Consider the following 15923-nt stretch of genomic DNA (forward strand, 5'->3'; position numbering starts at 1 on the left):
AAGTAGAGAAAAGGGTGTTAGACGGAAGACATGATGTTTAATAAATAGACTCTACTTATTCGTTGAGTGCTGTTTGGATGGCAACTTGTCCCCTGGCGTTCCCTTGCCATTGTTTTTATTGTGACGCGCTTTTTCGGCATTTTCGTTAACTTTCTTCACAAAATCTTGAGTACTTTCCATTTTAAATTACAGCTCCTTCCACAAGCAAAATGTGTATTCCCGATTGTTAATATAACCACTGGAAAGTGATTTTATTTTGGTGACATCGCTAAATTTAATTTTGATTCCACATGCTTAGGTCAGTTGGGACATACTGGACATGGGAAGTTCATGCGTCTAAACTAGATAGATCAGACACACTAAGAAGGGATGCGCCGATCCAAACCATGTTGCAGAAATTCGGGTTTACACAATATGAAAGTCAGGTATACGAGGCTATATTTGCGCAGGATGAACCGCTTGATGCCACATCGATTGTAAATTACTCCAACGTTCCCAAAGCTAAAATTTATGAAGTACTTAATCGCCTGATCGACAAGGGAACGGTGCTGACAACGATGGATGGGAAGAAAAAACTATATATGGCTGTGGATTTACAGTCCATTATTCATAAGATCAAGGCTGATTTTGAGAAAGATATTGAGGAATTGAAGAGTTACAAAATCAAACGTACATTTACGGATGAACATATCTGGACGTTAAAAGATGAGTCGTCCATCGCATCGAATATCGAACAGCTTATCGAGGAAGCAGATTCATCGATACTTTTTCTGGCCTGGAATGAGCGAATGGAGAAATATCGTGAACTGCTGGAGCAGAAGGAAAGGCAGGGCGTGTACGTTGAAGTGCTTGCCGTTGGGGGAATGGAGACATCCTTAAACCGGATATACTCGTTGATTCCATTGCTTGATGCACCGGAACCTTCACAGCTGCTTATTGTGGATCATGCGTATTTGCTGTTTGCCGGTGTGGAGCACGATTCATGGCGAGCTATCAAGACGATGTCCAAACCGATTGTTAAAGCGATGACTGATTATTTCTACCATGATGTTGCCCTTACTCAGATTACCAAAAAATACGGTGACCAACTGTTACAGGATGCTGAAATCGAGAAACTGCTCACCAGATTGATTTATTAAAACTATTCTCTTGGAGGGTAGTTTTTTTGTTATATTTTTGTTTGAAAACAATTATGAAAATAACTATTGAAACTTTCAATATTATGGGTTACTATCGTAGTTGTAACTTTTGAGGAGGATTCAAAAATGAATAAGAAAGTATATGTGCTTGCTATCGCAGCATTTGTGGTCGGAACCGTTGAACTGATCTTGGGCGGAATTCTGGACCTGATTGCTACTGATCTTCATCTTTCCCTGGCGAAAGCCGGGTATTTAATCTCTATTTTCTCACTTGTCTATGCGTTGTCTGCGCCGATTTTATTAAATATGACGGCCAGATTCGAGCGTAAAAAAGTATATATGTGTACGCTGCTTGTATTTCTAATCAGTAATCTGATCTCTGCGTTCAGTACCAGCTTTTATATGCTGATGGCAGGTAGAGCACTCGGAGCCGCAACAGGTTCCCTTATTTTTGTGCTCTCCCTGACCCTTGCAGCGCGCATTGTGGAACCACAGTATAAAGGACGCGCCGTGGGGATTATTACGATGGGAGGCAGTGCATCACTTATCCTGGGTGTACCACTTGGTATCTTTGTAGGTAACTTGGCAGGTTGGCGTGAGGTGTTTATGCTGATTGCTATTCTGACTGCAGTGGTTATGGTAGCCATCTGGATTGCAATGGACCGTGTGCAGCCTATTCCTGCTGTATCCTTGAAGAAACAGCTTACGGCTCTGTGGAATCCAAAAATGTTGGCGATCCATGCTACGACTTTGCTTGTACTTGCTGGTCACTTGACTTTATATGCGTATTTCACACCATTTCTGCAAGAAACGCTGGGTGCCAGCGCGACGATGGTTACCTTTATCTATATGATGTTTGGGATCGCCGCTGTTGCAGGGGGAGGCATAGGGGGCATGTTATCCGATCGTCTGCACCCTGCTAAAGCAATAGTCATTGTGCTGATTCCCTTTATCGTGAGTATGGCTGTCATTCCGTTCAGTGTGGGCTTGCCTTTGATCGTCTTCTTGCTGCTGTTAAGCATCTGGAGTGCACTGAGCTGGACGGTTACACCTGTACAGAATAGTCTCATTATCAAAACGTCGCCGGAAACAGCTGAAACTCTAATCAGCACCAACTCAGGTATTGCACATGCAGGTATTGCACTGGGTACCTATATCGGCGGCATGGTGATTGATCATTCATCGATTCTGAACACCGGATGGGTTGGTTCTGTTCTGATTTTGCTTGGTTTGGTGTCTGCCATCTATGCCATTAGCGTTAAGGAAAAAACCGTTCAGGCGGTTGCTTAGAATAAAGAAATTAGACAAAAAGCTTGAACCTCTGCATTCCCATAGTTTAATGGGTGTAGAGGTTTTTTTGCTGTTTCGCTAGAGTACGCGTCAGTAGATTAAACCATTTTCATATCGAGCAAAACTTGCTTAATTCATGGTAATCTATATAATTAAAATAGTTTTTAAAAGTGTTATTTAATGTTGAATTACATGATGTGTATTGAGGGAGCGGTGATCATGACTACGAAAACAGAAAAACAAAAAATGCTGGATGGCGAGCTGTACTTGGCTTCGGATCTTCAATTGACTGAGGACAGAGAGTATGCAAGGAAAATGACGCGGACGTTCAATCAAACGACGGAAACGGACGGTGAGCTACGCACCAAGTTATTGAAGGAACTGTTGGGATCTACAGGTGAATACCTGAGTATGGAACCTAATATTCATGTGGATTATGGATATAACATTCATGTAGGCAATCATTTTTATACCAATTTTAACTGTACGATATTAGATGTGTGTGAAGTTCGTATTGGAGACCATTGCTTAATGGGGCCAGATGTACATATCTATACGGCTACTCATCCACTCCATCCGCATGAACGCAATACGGGTGCAGAATATGGCAAGCCAGTCACGATTGGCAATAATGTATGGATTGGTGGTAGAGCCGTTATTAATCCGGGTGTGACCATTGGAGACAACGTAGTCATTGCTTCCGGGTCGGTGGTTACAAAGGATGTTCCGGATAATATGATTGTAGGCGGTAATCCTGCTAGAATCATTAGAGAGATTGAGCTTTAATTTATTTTAGACAGAAGATGGGAAGTGCTTACGAAATGATGACTGAAAAAGAAAAATCCCAATTAGGGCTCTTGTATAACGCCAATTATGATCAAGAGTTAATTGAAGAGCGTTTACATGCCAAAGGGCTTTGTTACGAATACAACCAGCTTCATCCAGGGAAGATTAATGAAAGAGAAGCGTTAATCAAGAAACTGCTGGGGAAAACGACAGATCGTTTCCTGATTGAACAGCCATTTGTTTGTGATTACGGCTATAATATTGAAATTGGTGAGAACTTCTATAGCAATCATAATATTGTCATGCTGGATGGAGGAAAAATCAGTTTTGGAGATAACGTTTTTGTTGCTCCCAATTGCGGATTTTATACTGCAGGCCACCCTTATGATGTTGAGCAGCGCAATGAAGGTCTGGAGATCGTTGGACCCATCACGGTGGGCAATAATGTATGGATCGGTGGCGGTGTGACAGTTCTTGCCGGAGTGACCATTGGAGACAATACGATCATTGGCGCAGGGAGCGTAGTGACCAAGAGTATACCGTCTGGTGTGATTGCTGCGGGTAATCCTTGCAGGGTCCTCCGCAAGATAACGGAAGAAGACAAAACAAAGTACAGCAGGGATGTAGTGAAGAACATATAGTGAAGAATAAATAGTGAACAACGTGATAGTAGCTAATGAGAATGCCCGATGTGTATCATCGGGTGTTTCTTTTTGTAAAATAAAATCCCCCAGACAGAAAACATGCCATGGTATCGTATAACCGACACTCTTTCATGTGATATGTCTGGGGGATAGAAGAATGTATCTGTTACATTTGCTTAAGGAACCTTAACGCTGCAAACTTTTCCCGTTACTGCTGATCACTTCTTTGTACCAATGGAAGGATTTCTTGCGATAACGTTCGAGTGTTCCTGATCCATCGTCATGACGATCAACATAGATATAGCCATAACGTTTTTTCAATTGGGCAGAAGACGCACTGACAACATCAATGCAACCCCATGATGTATAACCCATAATTTCAACGCCATCTTCAATAGCTTCACCAACTTGAACCAGATGATCATTTAGATACTGGATTCGGTAGTCATCTTCAACTGTTTTCTCGCCGTCAGCACCCGTGATCAATTCATCAACAGCACCAAGACCATTTTCTACAATAAACAGTGGTTTTTGATAGCGGTCATAGAACATGTTAAGCACATAACGCAATCCTTGCGGGTCAATCTGCCATCCCCATTCACTTGCTGGCAGATAAGGGTTAGGTACACCCCCGAGCAGATTACCTTCACCTGCGATTTGTTTCTCCGGGTCTGCTGTCTGACAGATACTCATGTAATAACTGAAAGAAATGAAGTCTACCGTATTCAGCAACATTTCCTCGTCGCCAGCTTCCATCTGAATCTCAATTCCATTTTCACGGAAGTAACGTTTCATATAACCAGGGTAGCGACCTCTTACGTGTACATCACCGAAGAAATAGTTGCTGTGCTCGAATTCCATGACCTTGATCATATCGTCTGGATTCGGTGTCAGCGGGTAGGTAGGCATACTGAGCATCATACAACCAATCTGTGCCGTAGGAATGATCTCATGACAGAGCTTCACAGCGGAAGCACTTGCTACAAACTCATGATGGATCGCTTGATACAGATCTTGCTTGCTAAGCTTTTCCTTCGGCGTGTAGATGCCTCCACTCATGAAGGGTGCTTCAAGAATCGAATTGATTTCGTTAAAAGTAAGCCAATATTTTACTTTGTTTTTATAACGTTTAAATACGGCAGTTACATAACGCTCATAGAATCCAACCATTTTTCGGTTAACCCAGCCGTCGTATTCTTTGGACAAGTGAAGAGGTGTCTCATAGTGGGATAGCGTAACCAGTGGTTCTATCCCGTATTTGTGACACTCGTCAAACAGATCGTCGTAGAATTGCAGACCTTCTTCATTTGGTTCCAGCTCGTCCCCTTTTGGAAAAATTCGGGACCAGGCGATGGAAGTACGGAATACCTTGAAGCCCATCTCGGCAAACAGTTTTACATCTTCCTTGTAGCGATGATACAGATCGATACCGATCAGTTTCATGTTATCTTCGGTTGGTTCTTCCGTGATTGGACCCATGATGCCTTTGGGAGCTACATCCTGAGTAGATAATCCTTTGCCGCCTTGATTGTATGCACCTTCAGCCTGGTTGGCTGCAATTGCGCCACCCCACAGGAAATTTTCCGGGAATTGATAGATATGATTTTGAGAGTTACTCATGTGTATCGCTCCATTCATCAAATTTATATTTAAGATGATTCATGTATGACATAAAAAAAGCTTAAACGTTGTAACGGGTTACACGTCAAGTTTTACTTTTGACCTCAAATTAAGGCATACTATTATTCTATAGTTCGTTAGCAAGAAGGGAGTCTCCGATGTCCAAGTTTGATGAAATTATGAAGCGGTCCGGTTACTCAAAAGCGACAGTGTCACGAGTGATTAATCATTCTCCGCATGTTAGTGATGAAGCAAGACAGATCATAACGGATATTATGAAACAGTTGAATTATATTCCCAACCGGAATGCGGTATCGTTATCTACAGGGCAAACAAAGCAGATTGGAATTGTGACCTCTACCACAGGTGAAATCATTCTTACATTCATGAATCAATTCATTGATACAGCCATGGATTTTGGGTTTCAGACGATTATCTATACATCCCGTGGAGATCCGGAGATTGAATTGCAGGCATTCGAAGATCTGCGCAGTAAACGAGTAGATGGGCTAGTTATTATTGCTTGTGTCAATGACCCTCGGAAATTAAAGGCTTATATGGAGTATGGGCCCATTGTCTCCTGGCAGCGAATGGGGAATGACGAGATTCCGTCTGTTGCGATGGATCAGGCAGAGGGGTATAAGTTAGCTCTGGAGCATCTGGTAACAAGAGGATACACTCGAATTGCGAATGCATTCGGAAGGGCTGAAAGTCTGAATACCCAGAGCCGCCGTGAAGCCTATGAATCTTTCATGAAGAGCAGAGGGTTGCATGTGTGGACTGAAGCATATCAATATTCCGTATTTAGCTCCTCCGATGGCGAAGAAGCGATGCGAAGAATGGCTGAGGGGCCAGAACTTCCACAGGCAGTATTATGTTCGAATGATTATGCAGCTATCGGCATTCTGAGTGAAGCACGCAGACGGAATATTCAGGTACCGGAACAACTTGCCATTGTGGGGTTTGATGATATCGAGCTTTCCCGTGTTCTTGGAATCACGACCATACACAATCCGATTGCGGAGCAAGCCACCCAGGCTTTCCACCAATTGTGGGCCGTATTGGGTAAAACGGAGTTGCAGACCGAACAGCTGACATACCAGCTGATTGAGCGTGAGACGACTTGAATCCATAAGACCTGATGTGGGAATCTGGTTTTATGGATTCAATAATTATTCAAATTTGAAGCATCTTCGAGTCAAACTCATACGTTATACTGAAGATGAGCTTCTGAACGACATATCTGTACGGAGATGTGGCGTGAGGTTTTTTGTATCATGTTACAAGTTACATATTTCACAAACGATTAGCAGGAAAGGTGAGAATGGACTTTATGAAAACAGTGACAGGCCGATTCAGAATTGCGGGCATATGGGAGGGCGTATCCTTACTTCTGTTGATTTTTATTGCCATGCCTCTGAAATATTTTGCAGATATCTCTTCCGCTGTAGCCGTAATGGGCATGATTCATGGTATTTTGTTTCCTTTGTACCTTATTGCTCTAGTGCATTTGGCTCTTGTGAAAAAGTGGAAGATAACACGTTGGCTGATGGGTGGACTCGCCGGTCTATTGCCGTTTGGAACTTTTGTATTTGAATCTTATCTTCGGAAGAGAGATTGGAAATAAAAATCAATATGACTAAATGAAAGCAGGCGACTAATTCAGATGTTATCCGAATTGTCGCCTGTTACTTTCTGTACAAGTACTACTTTACAGTACCTTGCTGACGATCGGACAGCAGGCTTACTCCAATATCACCAGAGGCATTCGACACAGGCGTATACGCCGAGAAGGAAGTAACAACAACCAGGGCAGTGAACAGAAATAAGAATGATTTTTTCATACCATAACCTCTTTCATATGGGGATATATTCCATTTGATTCTAACGCACATAGGTTATACTTGAAAAGAAAAAGTTTAAACGAGCAAGCTACTGAATGACTGAAAGGGTTGAGCTTCTATGAAAGATATTCATGAGTTAACATCCATAGAAATGGTTGAAGAAACTATTCAACAACATGAATTGGTTTTTTTGTATGTATCTCGTCCAGAGTGTAGTGTATGTCATGCTTTACTCCCCAAGATCAGGACGTTGCTTGAACCTTATCCATCGATATACCTGGGTCACATTAATGCTAATGAAGTGGAAGAGGTTGCGTCCAAGTTTCTTATTTTTACCGTTCCAACAATGATCATGCTTGTGGAGCAGAAGGAATATATTCGAGCGGATCGTTTTGTTCGCTTGGAACGTCTGGAAGAGCAACTGCAACAGATTCACTCCATGTATGTCCAGGATGAGGAATAGAAAGCTAAAACTACAGGAACGGCGGCTCATACATGAGCCGTTTTTTTGTGCCCGCAGTGGCGTATAGCTATGAATAAAGTGCATGATGCCTGAGCTCGCAAATTAAAGTGTTGCCATGAAAACGGTTTTATGATAATTTAAACATTATAAAAACGTTTTTATAGTAAAGGAACAAAACTTATGGCAAAGATAACGATTAAAGATGTAGCAAGGGAAGCAGGCGTATCCATCTCTACAGTCTCCAACGCTTTAAATGGTGTAGATGTCTTGAACCCGGAGACAAAATCACATGTTCTCAAGGTGGCAGAGCGTTTAAATTATGTGCCTAATCTGAACGGCAAGCTGTTGAAGTCCGGTCAAACCAAAATGCTCGGTTTTTTCACTACAAGTGTATCGGGCCCGTATTTCTATAAGCTGGTTGAGTCGATGTCTCGCGAATGTGATCGTCTTGGGTACGGGCTGAATGTATTTGTGACCAAGGATAAACACGTTATTATGAGTAATATTCTGGGTCGGCGGGTGGATGGTGTCATTATCTACGAAGAGCTTCGGATCGATGAACAAGATATTATCGCCATGGAGAAAGATAAGATCAAGGCTGTTTTTCTGGATCGGGTCTATCAGAGCGATACGATGGGAAGTGTCATTTTTGACTCGTATGTGGCTGCTTACGAAGCAACCAAGTATTTGATTGGGCTTGGGCACAAGAAAATTGCTTATATTTCGGGTGTGGACACGATGTTTGATAGTGTGCAACGTAGAGATGGCTATCTGGCTGCCCTGCATGAATACCAGCTTCCAATCGATGAAGATTACATTATACAGGGGTATTTTGAGGAGGATAGCACATATAGTGCTATAAAATCTTTTCTTCATTTGCACCCCGGCAAGCGGCCTGATGCATTTCTTGCAGGGAATGACTTGAGTGCAATTGGCTGTATGCATGCGTTGAAGTCTGAGGGTTTTGAAGTGCCTCAAGATGTTAGTGTCGTGGGTTTTGACGATATTGATATCGCACAGTATTTCTCTCCACCGCTCACAACGGTAAGAAATCAAATTGCAAGACAGGGTATCCTGGCAATTAATCAACTGGTGGGTATGATCAAGGAGAATGAACAAGGGTCTGCGCAAAAATTGGCGGGTGAGTTGGTGGTGAGAGGTTCAAGCCATGTGAAGATCGACCGGAAAGACTACCGTACATAAGTTGATTCAGCGTCTTCTCCGGTCTTTTTTTACATAAATATAAATAAAGGGGTTTTTTGTGTCGAAAAATAAAAACGTTTTTATAAACATGCATGCATGATGGAGGGGAGTAAAAAAAACGTGGATAAATTAGCCGTAGAGACATCAACCGGTAAAAATGCGATCAGTCCCAATGGGAAGAAACCCATCGGGCAACGGATTAAAGAATTCATAGTCGATTATCGGAGACAATGGGAGATTCAATCGATGATTATCCCGGGCATTATCTTTATGATTATTTTTTGTTACATCCCGATTTACGGATTGACAATTGCCTTCAAAAATTACACGGTCATTGATACGCTGGCAACCGCTCCTTGGGTAGGGCTTGATAATTTCAGAATCATTTTATCAGATAAATACTTCTGGGATGCAGTCGTGAATACGCTGGGGATCAGTTTTTTGAAATTAGGTATCGGGTTTGTCATTCCCATCATTCTCGCGATCATGATCTACGAGTTAAACAGCGGACGATTCAAGAAGTTTGTGCAAACGGTTTCATACTTACCTCACTTTTTGTCCTGGATTGTACTTGGGGGAATGCTGATCACCTGGTTTTCAACAACGGGCTTATTTAACCAGTTGTTGCTTAGTCTGGGAGTAATCTCGCAACCGCAGAACATTTTGCTGGATGCAGGCAAGTATTGGTGGATTGCTACCTTATCGGATATTTGGAAAGAAGCAGGCTGGGGAACGATTCTGTATCTGGCGATCATGGCAAAGATTGATCCTACGTATTATGAAGCGGCCAAAATCGATGGTGCAAGCCGTCTCAGACAGATATGGAATATCACATTGCCTAATATGAGATCCATTATCAGCCTGAATCTGATTCTAACTGTAAGCGGTTTATTAGGGTCGAATCTGGATCAGACCCTGGTTCTCATGAACTCCCAAAACCGCGATAAAGCGGAAGTCATCAATTCTTACGTCTATCGTATGGGGATGTCTCAGGGTGACTTTTCATATGCAACGGCCGTTGGCTTGGGTGTCTCAATCATCTCTGTCATTCTACTCGTCACGGCAAACAAAATCACAAGCAAATTAAACGATAATCAATCTGTGTTGTAGAAGGAGGCATCCCGCGTGAATGGAAAGGTGGCAAAAGAAGATCTCGATAGTCGGATCTTTGATACCTTAAACATGATTTTGCTAATCATCTGTACGGTCGTTATTCTGGTTCCGCTCTGGAATGTCATCATCTCTTCCTTTAGTTCAGGAAAAGCGTTAGCGGAAGGTGGGTTCATCTTCTGGTCACCGGAATTCTCGTTGGAGAATTACAGAGCGGTATTCAATGATCAGGGCATCTGGCAGGCATTCTTCATATCGGTGTCCAAAACAACGATCGGCGTTGTTACACATGTGTTCTTTTGTGCCATGGTTGGTTACGGTCTGAGCAAAAAGTACATAAGAGGCCGTAAATTATATGTTGCCATGGGTGTTATTACAATGTTCTTCTCGGGCGGCATGATCCCGACATACCTATTAATCAAATCACTTGGCTTGCTTAACAGCTTCTGGGTGTACATTATCCCGGCATTGTTCAGCTTCTATGATGTCGTGATTCTGATGAATTTCTTCCGAAATGTCCCGGATTCTCTGGAAGAATCGGCCAAGATTGACGGCGCAGGGGATTGGCATATTTTCCTGAAAATCTTCATTCCACTCTCCATGCCGGCTATGGCTACGATTGCGCTATTTAATGGGGTGGGGCAATGGAACGACTTCATGACAACCAAGTTATACATTACGGATCAGTCACTGTATCCACTCCAGATGATGTTGTATGAGATTATCGTTCAGTCCCAGACCCAATCCATGCAAAATGTTGGGGGTTCGGCTGTAATCGAAACAACGACAAAAGGGGTGCAGTTGGCCACCATTGTCATTACAACACTCCCGATCGTGCTGATCTATCCCATTGTTCAGAGATACTTTATCTCGGGAATGATGCTGGGTGCGGTCAAGGAATAGAAGAAACAAATACCCCAATATGAGGAGGAACAAAAACATGTTGAAGTTGAACAAGGCATCAGGAAAAAAAGGGATTAAATTGTTCGCGACATTGCTTGCAGCAGTGATGATGATTACAGGTTGCAGTGGTGGATCGGGGAGATCCAGTGAAGGGAACTGGGTTTCCATTGAAGATCGTTATACGGTCGACCCGGAAAAGCCAGCTTGGCAGTTGGATAAAAAGGAAGAAGCTACAGACCTGACGTGGTACGTCAATGCTGACTGGTGGAACACCGATTTTGGCAAGGACATTGTAACGAAGAAAATCAAAGAGGACCTGAACATCAATATTAAATTCATCACGGGTGATGATACCAAGTTAAACACCTTTTTCGCCGGCGGAGATATGCCTGACCTGCTAACCGTATTTGACTCGAATTCTCCAGTGGTACAAAAAGCCGCTACCTGGGCTATGCCCCTGAACGATCTGGCGGAAAAATATGATCCTTATTTCAATAAAGTTGCGGCTGCCGATACATTGAACTGGTTCCAATTAGCGGATGGTAAAACCTATGGTTACCCGAACTATTCCAATACACAGGAGGATTATGATAGCGGTAACATTCCTGCAAAAACGGCATTTATCATTCGTAAGGATGTGTACGAAGCTTTGGGTAGTCCGGTCATTGGAACGCCAGAAGAATTCCAGAGTGTGATGAAACGAATTAAGCAAGAGTTTCCTGCGCTGATTCCGTTTGGATTCAACTCCATTGGTGAAGGAACAGGTTCACTCGGGGATACATTGCAAGATTTCATCGGCGTCCCGCTGGAGACCGAATCGGGAGAATTCTACGATCGTAATCTGGATGAAGATTACCTCACGTGGTTGAAGACATTGAACACCGTGTACAGAGATGGCAATATCAGTGATGACAGTTTTGCTGATGATGGAACGGCTTTTGAGGAAAAAGTAAAGTCTGGTAAATACGCGACCATGCTGCTTGACGGTACACCTCAACAAGGAGGAAACCTGCAAATCTACATGAGTGCGAATCCAGGCAAAGAATATGTTGCTATCGATGGACCGCAGAGTACCAAAGGCAATGCACCAACATTGAATCAATCCGGAATAACTGGGTGGATGATCAATTTTATTTCCAAGGACTGTAAAGATCCGGCCAAGGCCATTCAGATATTCACGTACTTGCTGAGTGAAGAAGGACAGACACTCATGAATTACGGGATCGAGGGGGAAACCTACCAAACCAAAGCCGACGGTAGTGTAGAATTGCTGCCAGCAGTGAAAGACCTGCAACTCAATAACGCGGATCAATTCAAAAAGGATTATCGGATGGGTGAATTTATGTTCTTCGGTCATGACCGCCACAAAGCACTCAGTGCAGATGCTTTTCCGGAAGCGATTAAACAGATGCAGGAGTGGGGCAAAGGCAAGCTGAAACCACATTTCATTCTGGAGAATATTAGCCCGGATCAAGGTACACCTGAAGCTCGTGCGTTGTCAGCAATCAATACGAAGTGGAATACAACGCTGGTCAGTATGGTGCGTTCCAAGGATGATGCCTCGTATGACAATGCACTGGCTTCTTACAAGTCATTTTTAGGTGAGAACCGCTGGGAAGAGATTGTGAAGGTACGCAGTGAAAAGATGAAATTGAACAAAGAGAAACTAGGCATTCAATAATAGAAATACAAAGGAGAATCCTATGACTACATTCAAAATGCACAAATCTACGGGTGAAGAAGATTTATTCGTATCTCTATCCCAGGAGAAATTAAAGCCTCTGGATGCCGATAAGGAGACAACGACCATCCATCTGGATGATCAACTAACATATCAGGAGATGGACGGATTTGGTGCTTCTTTTACCGATTCATCTGCCTATTTGATCAATCAAATCTTGAATGAGGAGCAACGGGATGAGCTCATGATCCGACTATTCCATCCGGAGAAAGGGATCGGGCTGTCAGTCATCCGTAATCCAATGGGGGCTTCGGACTATGCGAGAACGGTATACAGTTATAACGATATGCCAGAACAGCAGACAGACCCGGAATTAACCCAATTCAGCATTGCACATGATGAAGGGGATGTTATTCCTTTGACTCAAAAGGCGTTGGCATTGAATCCTGAACTGAAGCTGTTTGCTTCACCATGGAGTGCACCCGGCTGGATGAAAACGAGTGGATCGATGATTACCGGACAATTAAAGACTGAATGGTATCCCGTTTATGCTGAATATTTCGTGAAATACATTCAAGCGTATGGCAAGCATGGATTACCGATCCATGCCATTACACCACAGAATGAGGCGCTTTATGAACCCGGGCACTATCCGGGTATGTTGATGCCAGCCGAAGCGCAAGCAGATTTTATCAAAAACCATCTCAAACCAGCCTTTGTGCAAAACGATATTCAAACCAAGATTCTCTGTTACGATCACAACTGGGATCAACCGGACTATCCCCTGACCGTACTTGAACAAGCGGGAGAGGAAGTGGATGGCGTAGCCTGGCATTGGTACGGGGGCGATGCTTCTGCTCAAACGAAGGTTTATGAAGCTTTTGTTGGTAAAGAAGTGCATTTCACTGAAGGTTCGGGTGGAGAGTGGATTCCGCCATTTGAGCAAGCCTTCTCGAATGTGATGCGAACAGGGATCCACATTCTTCGTAATTACAGCAAATCCTTTGTACTTTGGAATATGGCGCTTGATGAGAACAACGGGCCAACCGTTCCTGGATTTGGCCGCAGTACGTGTCGTGGCATCGTGCAAGTGAATCAGCAAACCAAGGAGCTTACGTATACACTCGATTATTATGCCTTGGCACATTTCAGTGCTGTGATCCGCCCGAAGGCTGTTCGCATTGAATCAACGTCCAGTGATCATGCGATCTGTTCCGTGGCTTTCAAAAATGTAGACGGTTCCGTCGCACTAGTCCTCTTCAATGATGGAGATGGGACGGGTAACGTACAGGTTAAGCTGCGGGACGATACATTGATGAAGTTTCAGCTGGAAAGTAAGAGTGCCTTGTCTGTATTAATCAAAGGTTGATAAATGAATGAAGTTATAAATAGGTTTCATCAGAAACGAAAGCAAAAGAAGCGACGTCCGGAGAATACACGGACATCGCTTCTTTTGCTGACATTACCTGTGGATGGATCACCTTATAAAGGTTGAATGGCAAGATTGGGCGTTCCACTACTCTCATCAACGAACAGTATATATTGGTTGCCAGCAGTCCCTGTTAAGACCAGACCGGGTTGACCTGCAACACCAGGATTGTAATATCTGAATTGTTGCAAAACGGGTAGAGAGAGTGGAAGAGTAGGTTGATTGAGTGCCATTAATTGTGTAGTGGCCTTTATGCTATCTCCAGCTTCAATCACTCCGCCTACACCCAAATGGTTGACAATCGAGGAGCTGGCATTGATTTGAAGGCTACCTGTTATAGTCTGGCTACCATTGACTTGTAGATCAACGCCAATGGTTTCATTACCATTGACTTGCAGATCCTGGTTAATGGTCTGATTACCGGTGACAAGGATACTATCAAATGTTGGCAATGACATCATCTCCTATATAGTATTCTTATATTCTATGAGGACAAGATTTGAACCGACACGGGTGACCACACATTGTATATCTGGGATAAAGCCTCTTTTGGAATGAAGAGGGAGTGAAGTGGGCAACAGAAGAAACCATGCCACTATGTCGTGCATATTGTAGGCAGAGAATGTTTTCGTATGGAACGGGAGGGTTTGCTATCCAGAAGAAGTCAAAAATGCAGGTTAAGTCCACGAAAAAGAAACGTTCAGTTCATGATGCGAACCGGTTATTCCTGAAACAGATGAATGTGGTTCTGAACAGGAAACTCAAATCCATGCGTAAACATATGGAAGTACAGCAATTAGAACTGAATCAGCAATGGCTGAAAATGATAAAGGTGGGAAGCATACCTACCCGTGAAGTGCCAAAAGTGATCTATAAGGAGTTAAATGTGCTTCTGATTACTCCTTGTAATGACCGGGAAATGTCATCACATTGTGTACTCATTGAACAGAGTTTGAAACATCTCGTGAGAAATGTGAATGAGATTAAATATATCGAATCCGTGTCAGCCTGTTTATCTTCTTATGATGTTGACCTGATTATGGTCATCGGAAGCGAAGAAAACTTGCCGGATGAGAACATCACAGCATTAAGGACATCAACCATGAAGAAGGCAATCTGGTTGTCTGCCGATCAACATGTGATTCAAAGCGAAACTATTCTACCGATTTTTGATCACGTGTTTACACAACATTCAACGCAAATAAGCGATGTTCAGCATCATATGGGAAGCACTGGTAGTCATGAACTTTTAATGCCGCCTGATCCACATATATTCTGTCCTCAAGCTGTTCCTCCGGAGTACGAATCGGATGTTTATATCATCGGGGATGCAGAACCTGATGGCATCGTCACCGCTATTGCCAAATCGGGTCTTTTGAATAACAAAAACGTTCGGGTGGATGGGAAGGGTTGGGCACAGCTTGGAGATTTCTATCCCGTTCGCAGACATGAAGCTCGCCAGATTTTATTTAACGGAAGCAAACTGGTTATTCATAGTGGCGAATCAATCAAAAACGTGATGGAAATTGCCGCATGTGGGACGTTTCAGCTCATAGGACCATCTGTGAATCAGAGCAACGGGATAGATCTTAGTAACTTTCAACAATACAACTCTTGTGAAGAACTCACTCAGAAGTTTGAACATTACTGGCAGAGTGTTGATGCAAGGAGACTGGCCGCTAGCCATGCTCTGGCATACATGAAATATAATCAATCCCATCTGCAAAAAACATTGCGACTGCTGGATATCATATTCACATAAACCATCAAGAATCACACGAGTTTAGGCTGCATCATGTTCCTGCATTGGA

The 15923-nt window shown here is 43.1% G+C and carries 17 protein-coding genes; 13 read left to right on the forward strand and 4 right to left on the reverse strand.

Features of this window, described 5'->3' with window-relative positions:
* Positions 1-51 precede the first annotated feature (51 nt).
* On the reverse strand, positions 52-180 hold the full coding sequence (locus J2X75_RS06090) for a DUF4023 family protein (protein ID WP_047842809.1): 129 nt from the start codon (positions 178-180) through the stop codon (positions 52-54).
* A gap of 206 nt (positions 181-386) precedes the next feature.
* Between J2X75_RS06090 and J2X75_RS06095 the strand changes: the two genes are divergently transcribed.
* The 4 genes from J2X75_RS06095 to J2X75_RS06110 all read left to right on the forward strand — a co-directional run bounded on the left by J2X75_RS06095 (position 387) and on the right by J2X75_RS06110 (position 3856).
* The gene (locus tag J2X75_RS06095) at positions 387-1139 is read left to right on the forward strand and encodes a TrmB family transcriptional regulator (protein ID WP_091030952.1); all 753 of its coding nucleotides are present in this window, start codon (positions 387-389) and stop codon (positions 1137-1139) included.
* Positions 1140-1265: 126 nt separating this feature from the next.
* Positions 1266-2429, forward strand: a complete 1164-nt coding sequence (locus J2X75_RS06100; RefSeq protein WP_133384624.1) for an MFS transporter — start codon at positions 1266-1268, stop codon at positions 2427-2429.
* A gap of 219 nt (positions 2430-2648) precedes the next feature.
* A complete protein-coding gene (locus tag J2X75_RS06105; RefSeq protein ID WP_310335019.1) occupies positions 2649-3215 on the forward strand; it encodes a sugar O-acetyltransferase in 567 nt (188 codons plus the stop codon).
* Positions 3216-3253: 38 nt separating this feature from the next.
* Positions 3254-3856, forward strand: a complete 603-nt coding sequence (locus J2X75_RS06110) for a sugar O-acetyltransferase (protein WP_310336666.1) — start codon at positions 3254-3256, stop codon at positions 3854-3856.
* Between the two features lie 189 nt (positions 3857-4045).
* Here J2X75_RS06110 and J2X75_RS06115 read toward each other — a convergent pair whose 3' ends face one another.
* A complete protein-coding gene (locus tag J2X75_RS06115; RefSeq protein WP_150367382.1) occupies positions 4046-5479 on the reverse strand; it encodes a glycoside hydrolase family 1 protein in 1434 nt (477 codons plus the stop codon).
* Positions 5480-5637: 158 nt separating this feature from the next.
* Between J2X75_RS06115 and J2X75_RS06120 the strand changes: the two genes are divergently transcribed.
* Both J2X75_RS06120 and J2X75_RS06125 read left to right on the forward strand, forming a co-directional pair.
* Positions 5638-6606 carry a LacI family DNA-binding transcriptional regulator gene (locus tag J2X75_RS06120; protein WP_310335020.1) on the forward strand — a complete coding sequence of 323 codons (969 nt, stop codon included), beginning with the start codon at positions 5638-5640 and terminating at the stop codon, positions 6604-6606.
* Positions 6607-6803: 197 nt separating this feature from the next.
* Positions 6804-7106 (forward strand): DUF3817 domain-containing protein, encoded by a 303-nt coding sequence (locus tag J2X75_RS06125; protein ID WP_306068467.1) that lies wholly within the window; start codon positions 6804-6806, stop codon positions 7104-7106.
* Positions 7107-7185: 79 nt separating this feature from the next.
* Here J2X75_RS06125 and J2X75_RS06130 read toward each other — a convergent pair whose 3' ends face one another.
* On the reverse strand, positions 7186-7323 hold the full coding sequence (locus J2X75_RS06130) for a hypothetical protein (RefSeq protein ID WP_017688678.1): 138 nt from the start codon (positions 7321-7323) through the stop codon (positions 7186-7188).
* 118 nt (positions 7324-7441) lie between these two features.
* Here J2X75_RS06130 and J2X75_RS06135 point away from each other — a divergent pair, with 118 nt between their 5' ends.
* The 6 genes from J2X75_RS06135 (at position 7442) to J2X75_RS06160 (ending at position 14052) form a co-directional block, all read left to right on the forward strand.
* A complete protein-coding gene (locus J2X75_RS06135) occupies positions 7442-7786 on the forward strand; it encodes a thioredoxin family protein (RefSeq protein WP_105598585.1) in 345 nt (114 codons plus the stop codon).
* Between the two features lie 180 nt (positions 7787-7966).
* Positions 7967-8989, forward strand: coding sequence for a LacI family DNA-binding transcriptional regulator (locus J2X75_RS06140; protein WP_307536926.1), 1023 nt, complete (start codon positions 7967-7969; stop codon positions 8987-8989).
* A gap of 120 nt (positions 8990-9109) precedes the next feature.
* Positions 9110-10099, forward strand: a complete 990-nt coding sequence (locus J2X75_RS06145) for an ABC transporter permease (protein ID WP_206099103.1) — start codon at positions 9110-9112, stop codon at positions 10097-10099.
* Positions 10100-10114: 15 nt separating this feature from the next.
* Positions 10115-11002, forward strand: coding sequence for a carbohydrate ABC transporter permease (locus J2X75_RS06150; protein ID WP_076211802.1), 888 nt, complete (start codon positions 10115-10117; stop codon positions 11000-11002).
* Positions 11003-11039: 37 nt separating this feature from the next.
* Positions 11040-12683 carry a type 2 periplasmic-binding domain-containing protein gene (locus tag J2X75_RS06155; RefSeq protein ID WP_307536923.1) on the forward strand — a complete coding sequence of 548 codons (1644 nt, stop codon included), beginning with the start codon at positions 11040-11042 and terminating at the stop codon, positions 12681-12683.
* Positions 12684-12705: 22 nt separating this feature from the next.
* Positions 12706-14052, forward strand: coding sequence for a glycoside hydrolase family 30 protein (locus tag J2X75_RS06160; RefSeq protein WP_310335023.1), 1347 nt, complete (start codon positions 12706-12708; stop codon positions 14050-14052).
* A gap of 113 nt (positions 14053-14165) precedes the next feature.
* Here J2X75_RS06160 and J2X75_RS06165 read toward each other — a convergent pair whose 3' ends face one another.
* The gene (locus J2X75_RS06165; RefSeq protein WP_310336670.1) at positions 14166-14570 is read right to left on the reverse strand and encodes a hypothetical protein; all 405 of its coding nucleotides are present in this window, start codon (positions 14568-14570) and stop codon (positions 14166-14168) included.
* Between the two features lie 212 nt (positions 14571-14782).
* On the opposite strand from J2X75_RS06165, the gene J2X75_RS06170 reads away from it, so the two are divergent.
* The gene (locus J2X75_RS06170) at positions 14783-15874 is read left to right on the forward strand and encodes a CgeB family protein (RefSeq protein ID WP_310335024.1); all 1092 of its coding nucleotides are present in this window, start codon (positions 14783-14785) and stop codon (positions 15872-15874) included.
* Positions 15875-15923 lie beyond the last annotated feature (49 nt).

Origin of the sequence: Paenibacillus sp. 2003 (assembly GCF_031455635.1) — a bacterium.
Lineage (GTDB): Bacteria > Bacillota > Bacilli > Paenibacillales > Paenibacillaceae > Paenibacillus > Paenibacillus amylolyticus_B.

Coding starts and splice junctions, on each gene's coding strand:
- J2X75_RS06090 (WP_047842809.1), bottom strand. CDS start 180: ATGGAAAGTACTCAAGATTTTGTGAAGAAAGTTAACGAAAATGCCGAA.
- J2X75_RS06095 (WP_091030952.1), top strand. CDS start 387: ATGTTGCAGAAATTCGGGTTTACACAATATGAAAGTCAGGTATACGAG.
- J2X75_RS06100 (WP_133384624.1), top strand. CDS start 1,266: ATGAATAAGAAAGTATATGTGCTTGCTATCGCAGCATTTGTGGTCGGA.
- J2X75_RS06105 (WP_310335019.1), top strand. CDS start 2,649: ATGACTACGAAAACAGAAAAACAAAAAATGCTGGATGGCGAGCTGTAC.
- J2X75_RS06110 (WP_310336666.1), top strand. CDS start 3,254: ATGACTGAAAAAGAAAAATCCCAATTAGGGCTCTTGTATAACGCCAAT.
- J2X75_RS06115 (WP_150367382.1), bottom strand. CDS start 5,479: ATGAGTAACTCTCAAAATCATATCTATCAATTCCCGGAAAATTTCCTG.
- J2X75_RS06120 (WP_310335020.1), top strand. CDS start 5,638: ATGTCCAAGTTTGATGAAATTATGAAGCGGTCCGGTTACTCAAAAGCG.
- J2X75_RS06125 (WP_306068467.1), top strand. CDS start 6,804: ATGGACTTTATGAAAACAGTGACAGGCCGATTCAGAATTGCGGGCATA.
- J2X75_RS06130 (WP_017688678.1), bottom strand. CDS start 7,323: ATGAAAAAATCATTCTTATTTCTGTTCACTGCCCTGGTTGTTGTTACT.
- J2X75_RS06135 (WP_105598585.1), top strand. CDS start 7,442: ATGAAAGATATTCATGAGTTAACATCCATAGAAATGGTTGAAGAAACT.
- J2X75_RS06140 (WP_307536926.1), top strand. CDS start 7,967: ATGGCAAAGATAACGATTAAAGATGTAGCAAGGGAAGCAGGCGTATCC.
- J2X75_RS06155 (WP_307536923.1), top strand. CDS start 11,040: ATGTTGAAGTTGAACAAGGCATCAGGAAAAAAAGGGATTAAATTGTTC.
- J2X75_RS06160 (WP_310335023.1), top strand. CDS start 12,706: ATGACTACATTCAAAATGCACAAATCTACGGGTGAAGAAGATTTATTC.
- J2X75_RS06165 (WP_310336670.1), bottom strand. CDS start 14,570: ATGTCATTGCCAACATTTGATAGTATCCTTGTCACCGGTAATCAGACC.
- J2X75_RS06170 (WP_310335024.1), top strand. CDS start 14,783: ATGCAGGTTAAGTCCACGAAAAAGAAACGTTCAGTTCATGATGCGAAC.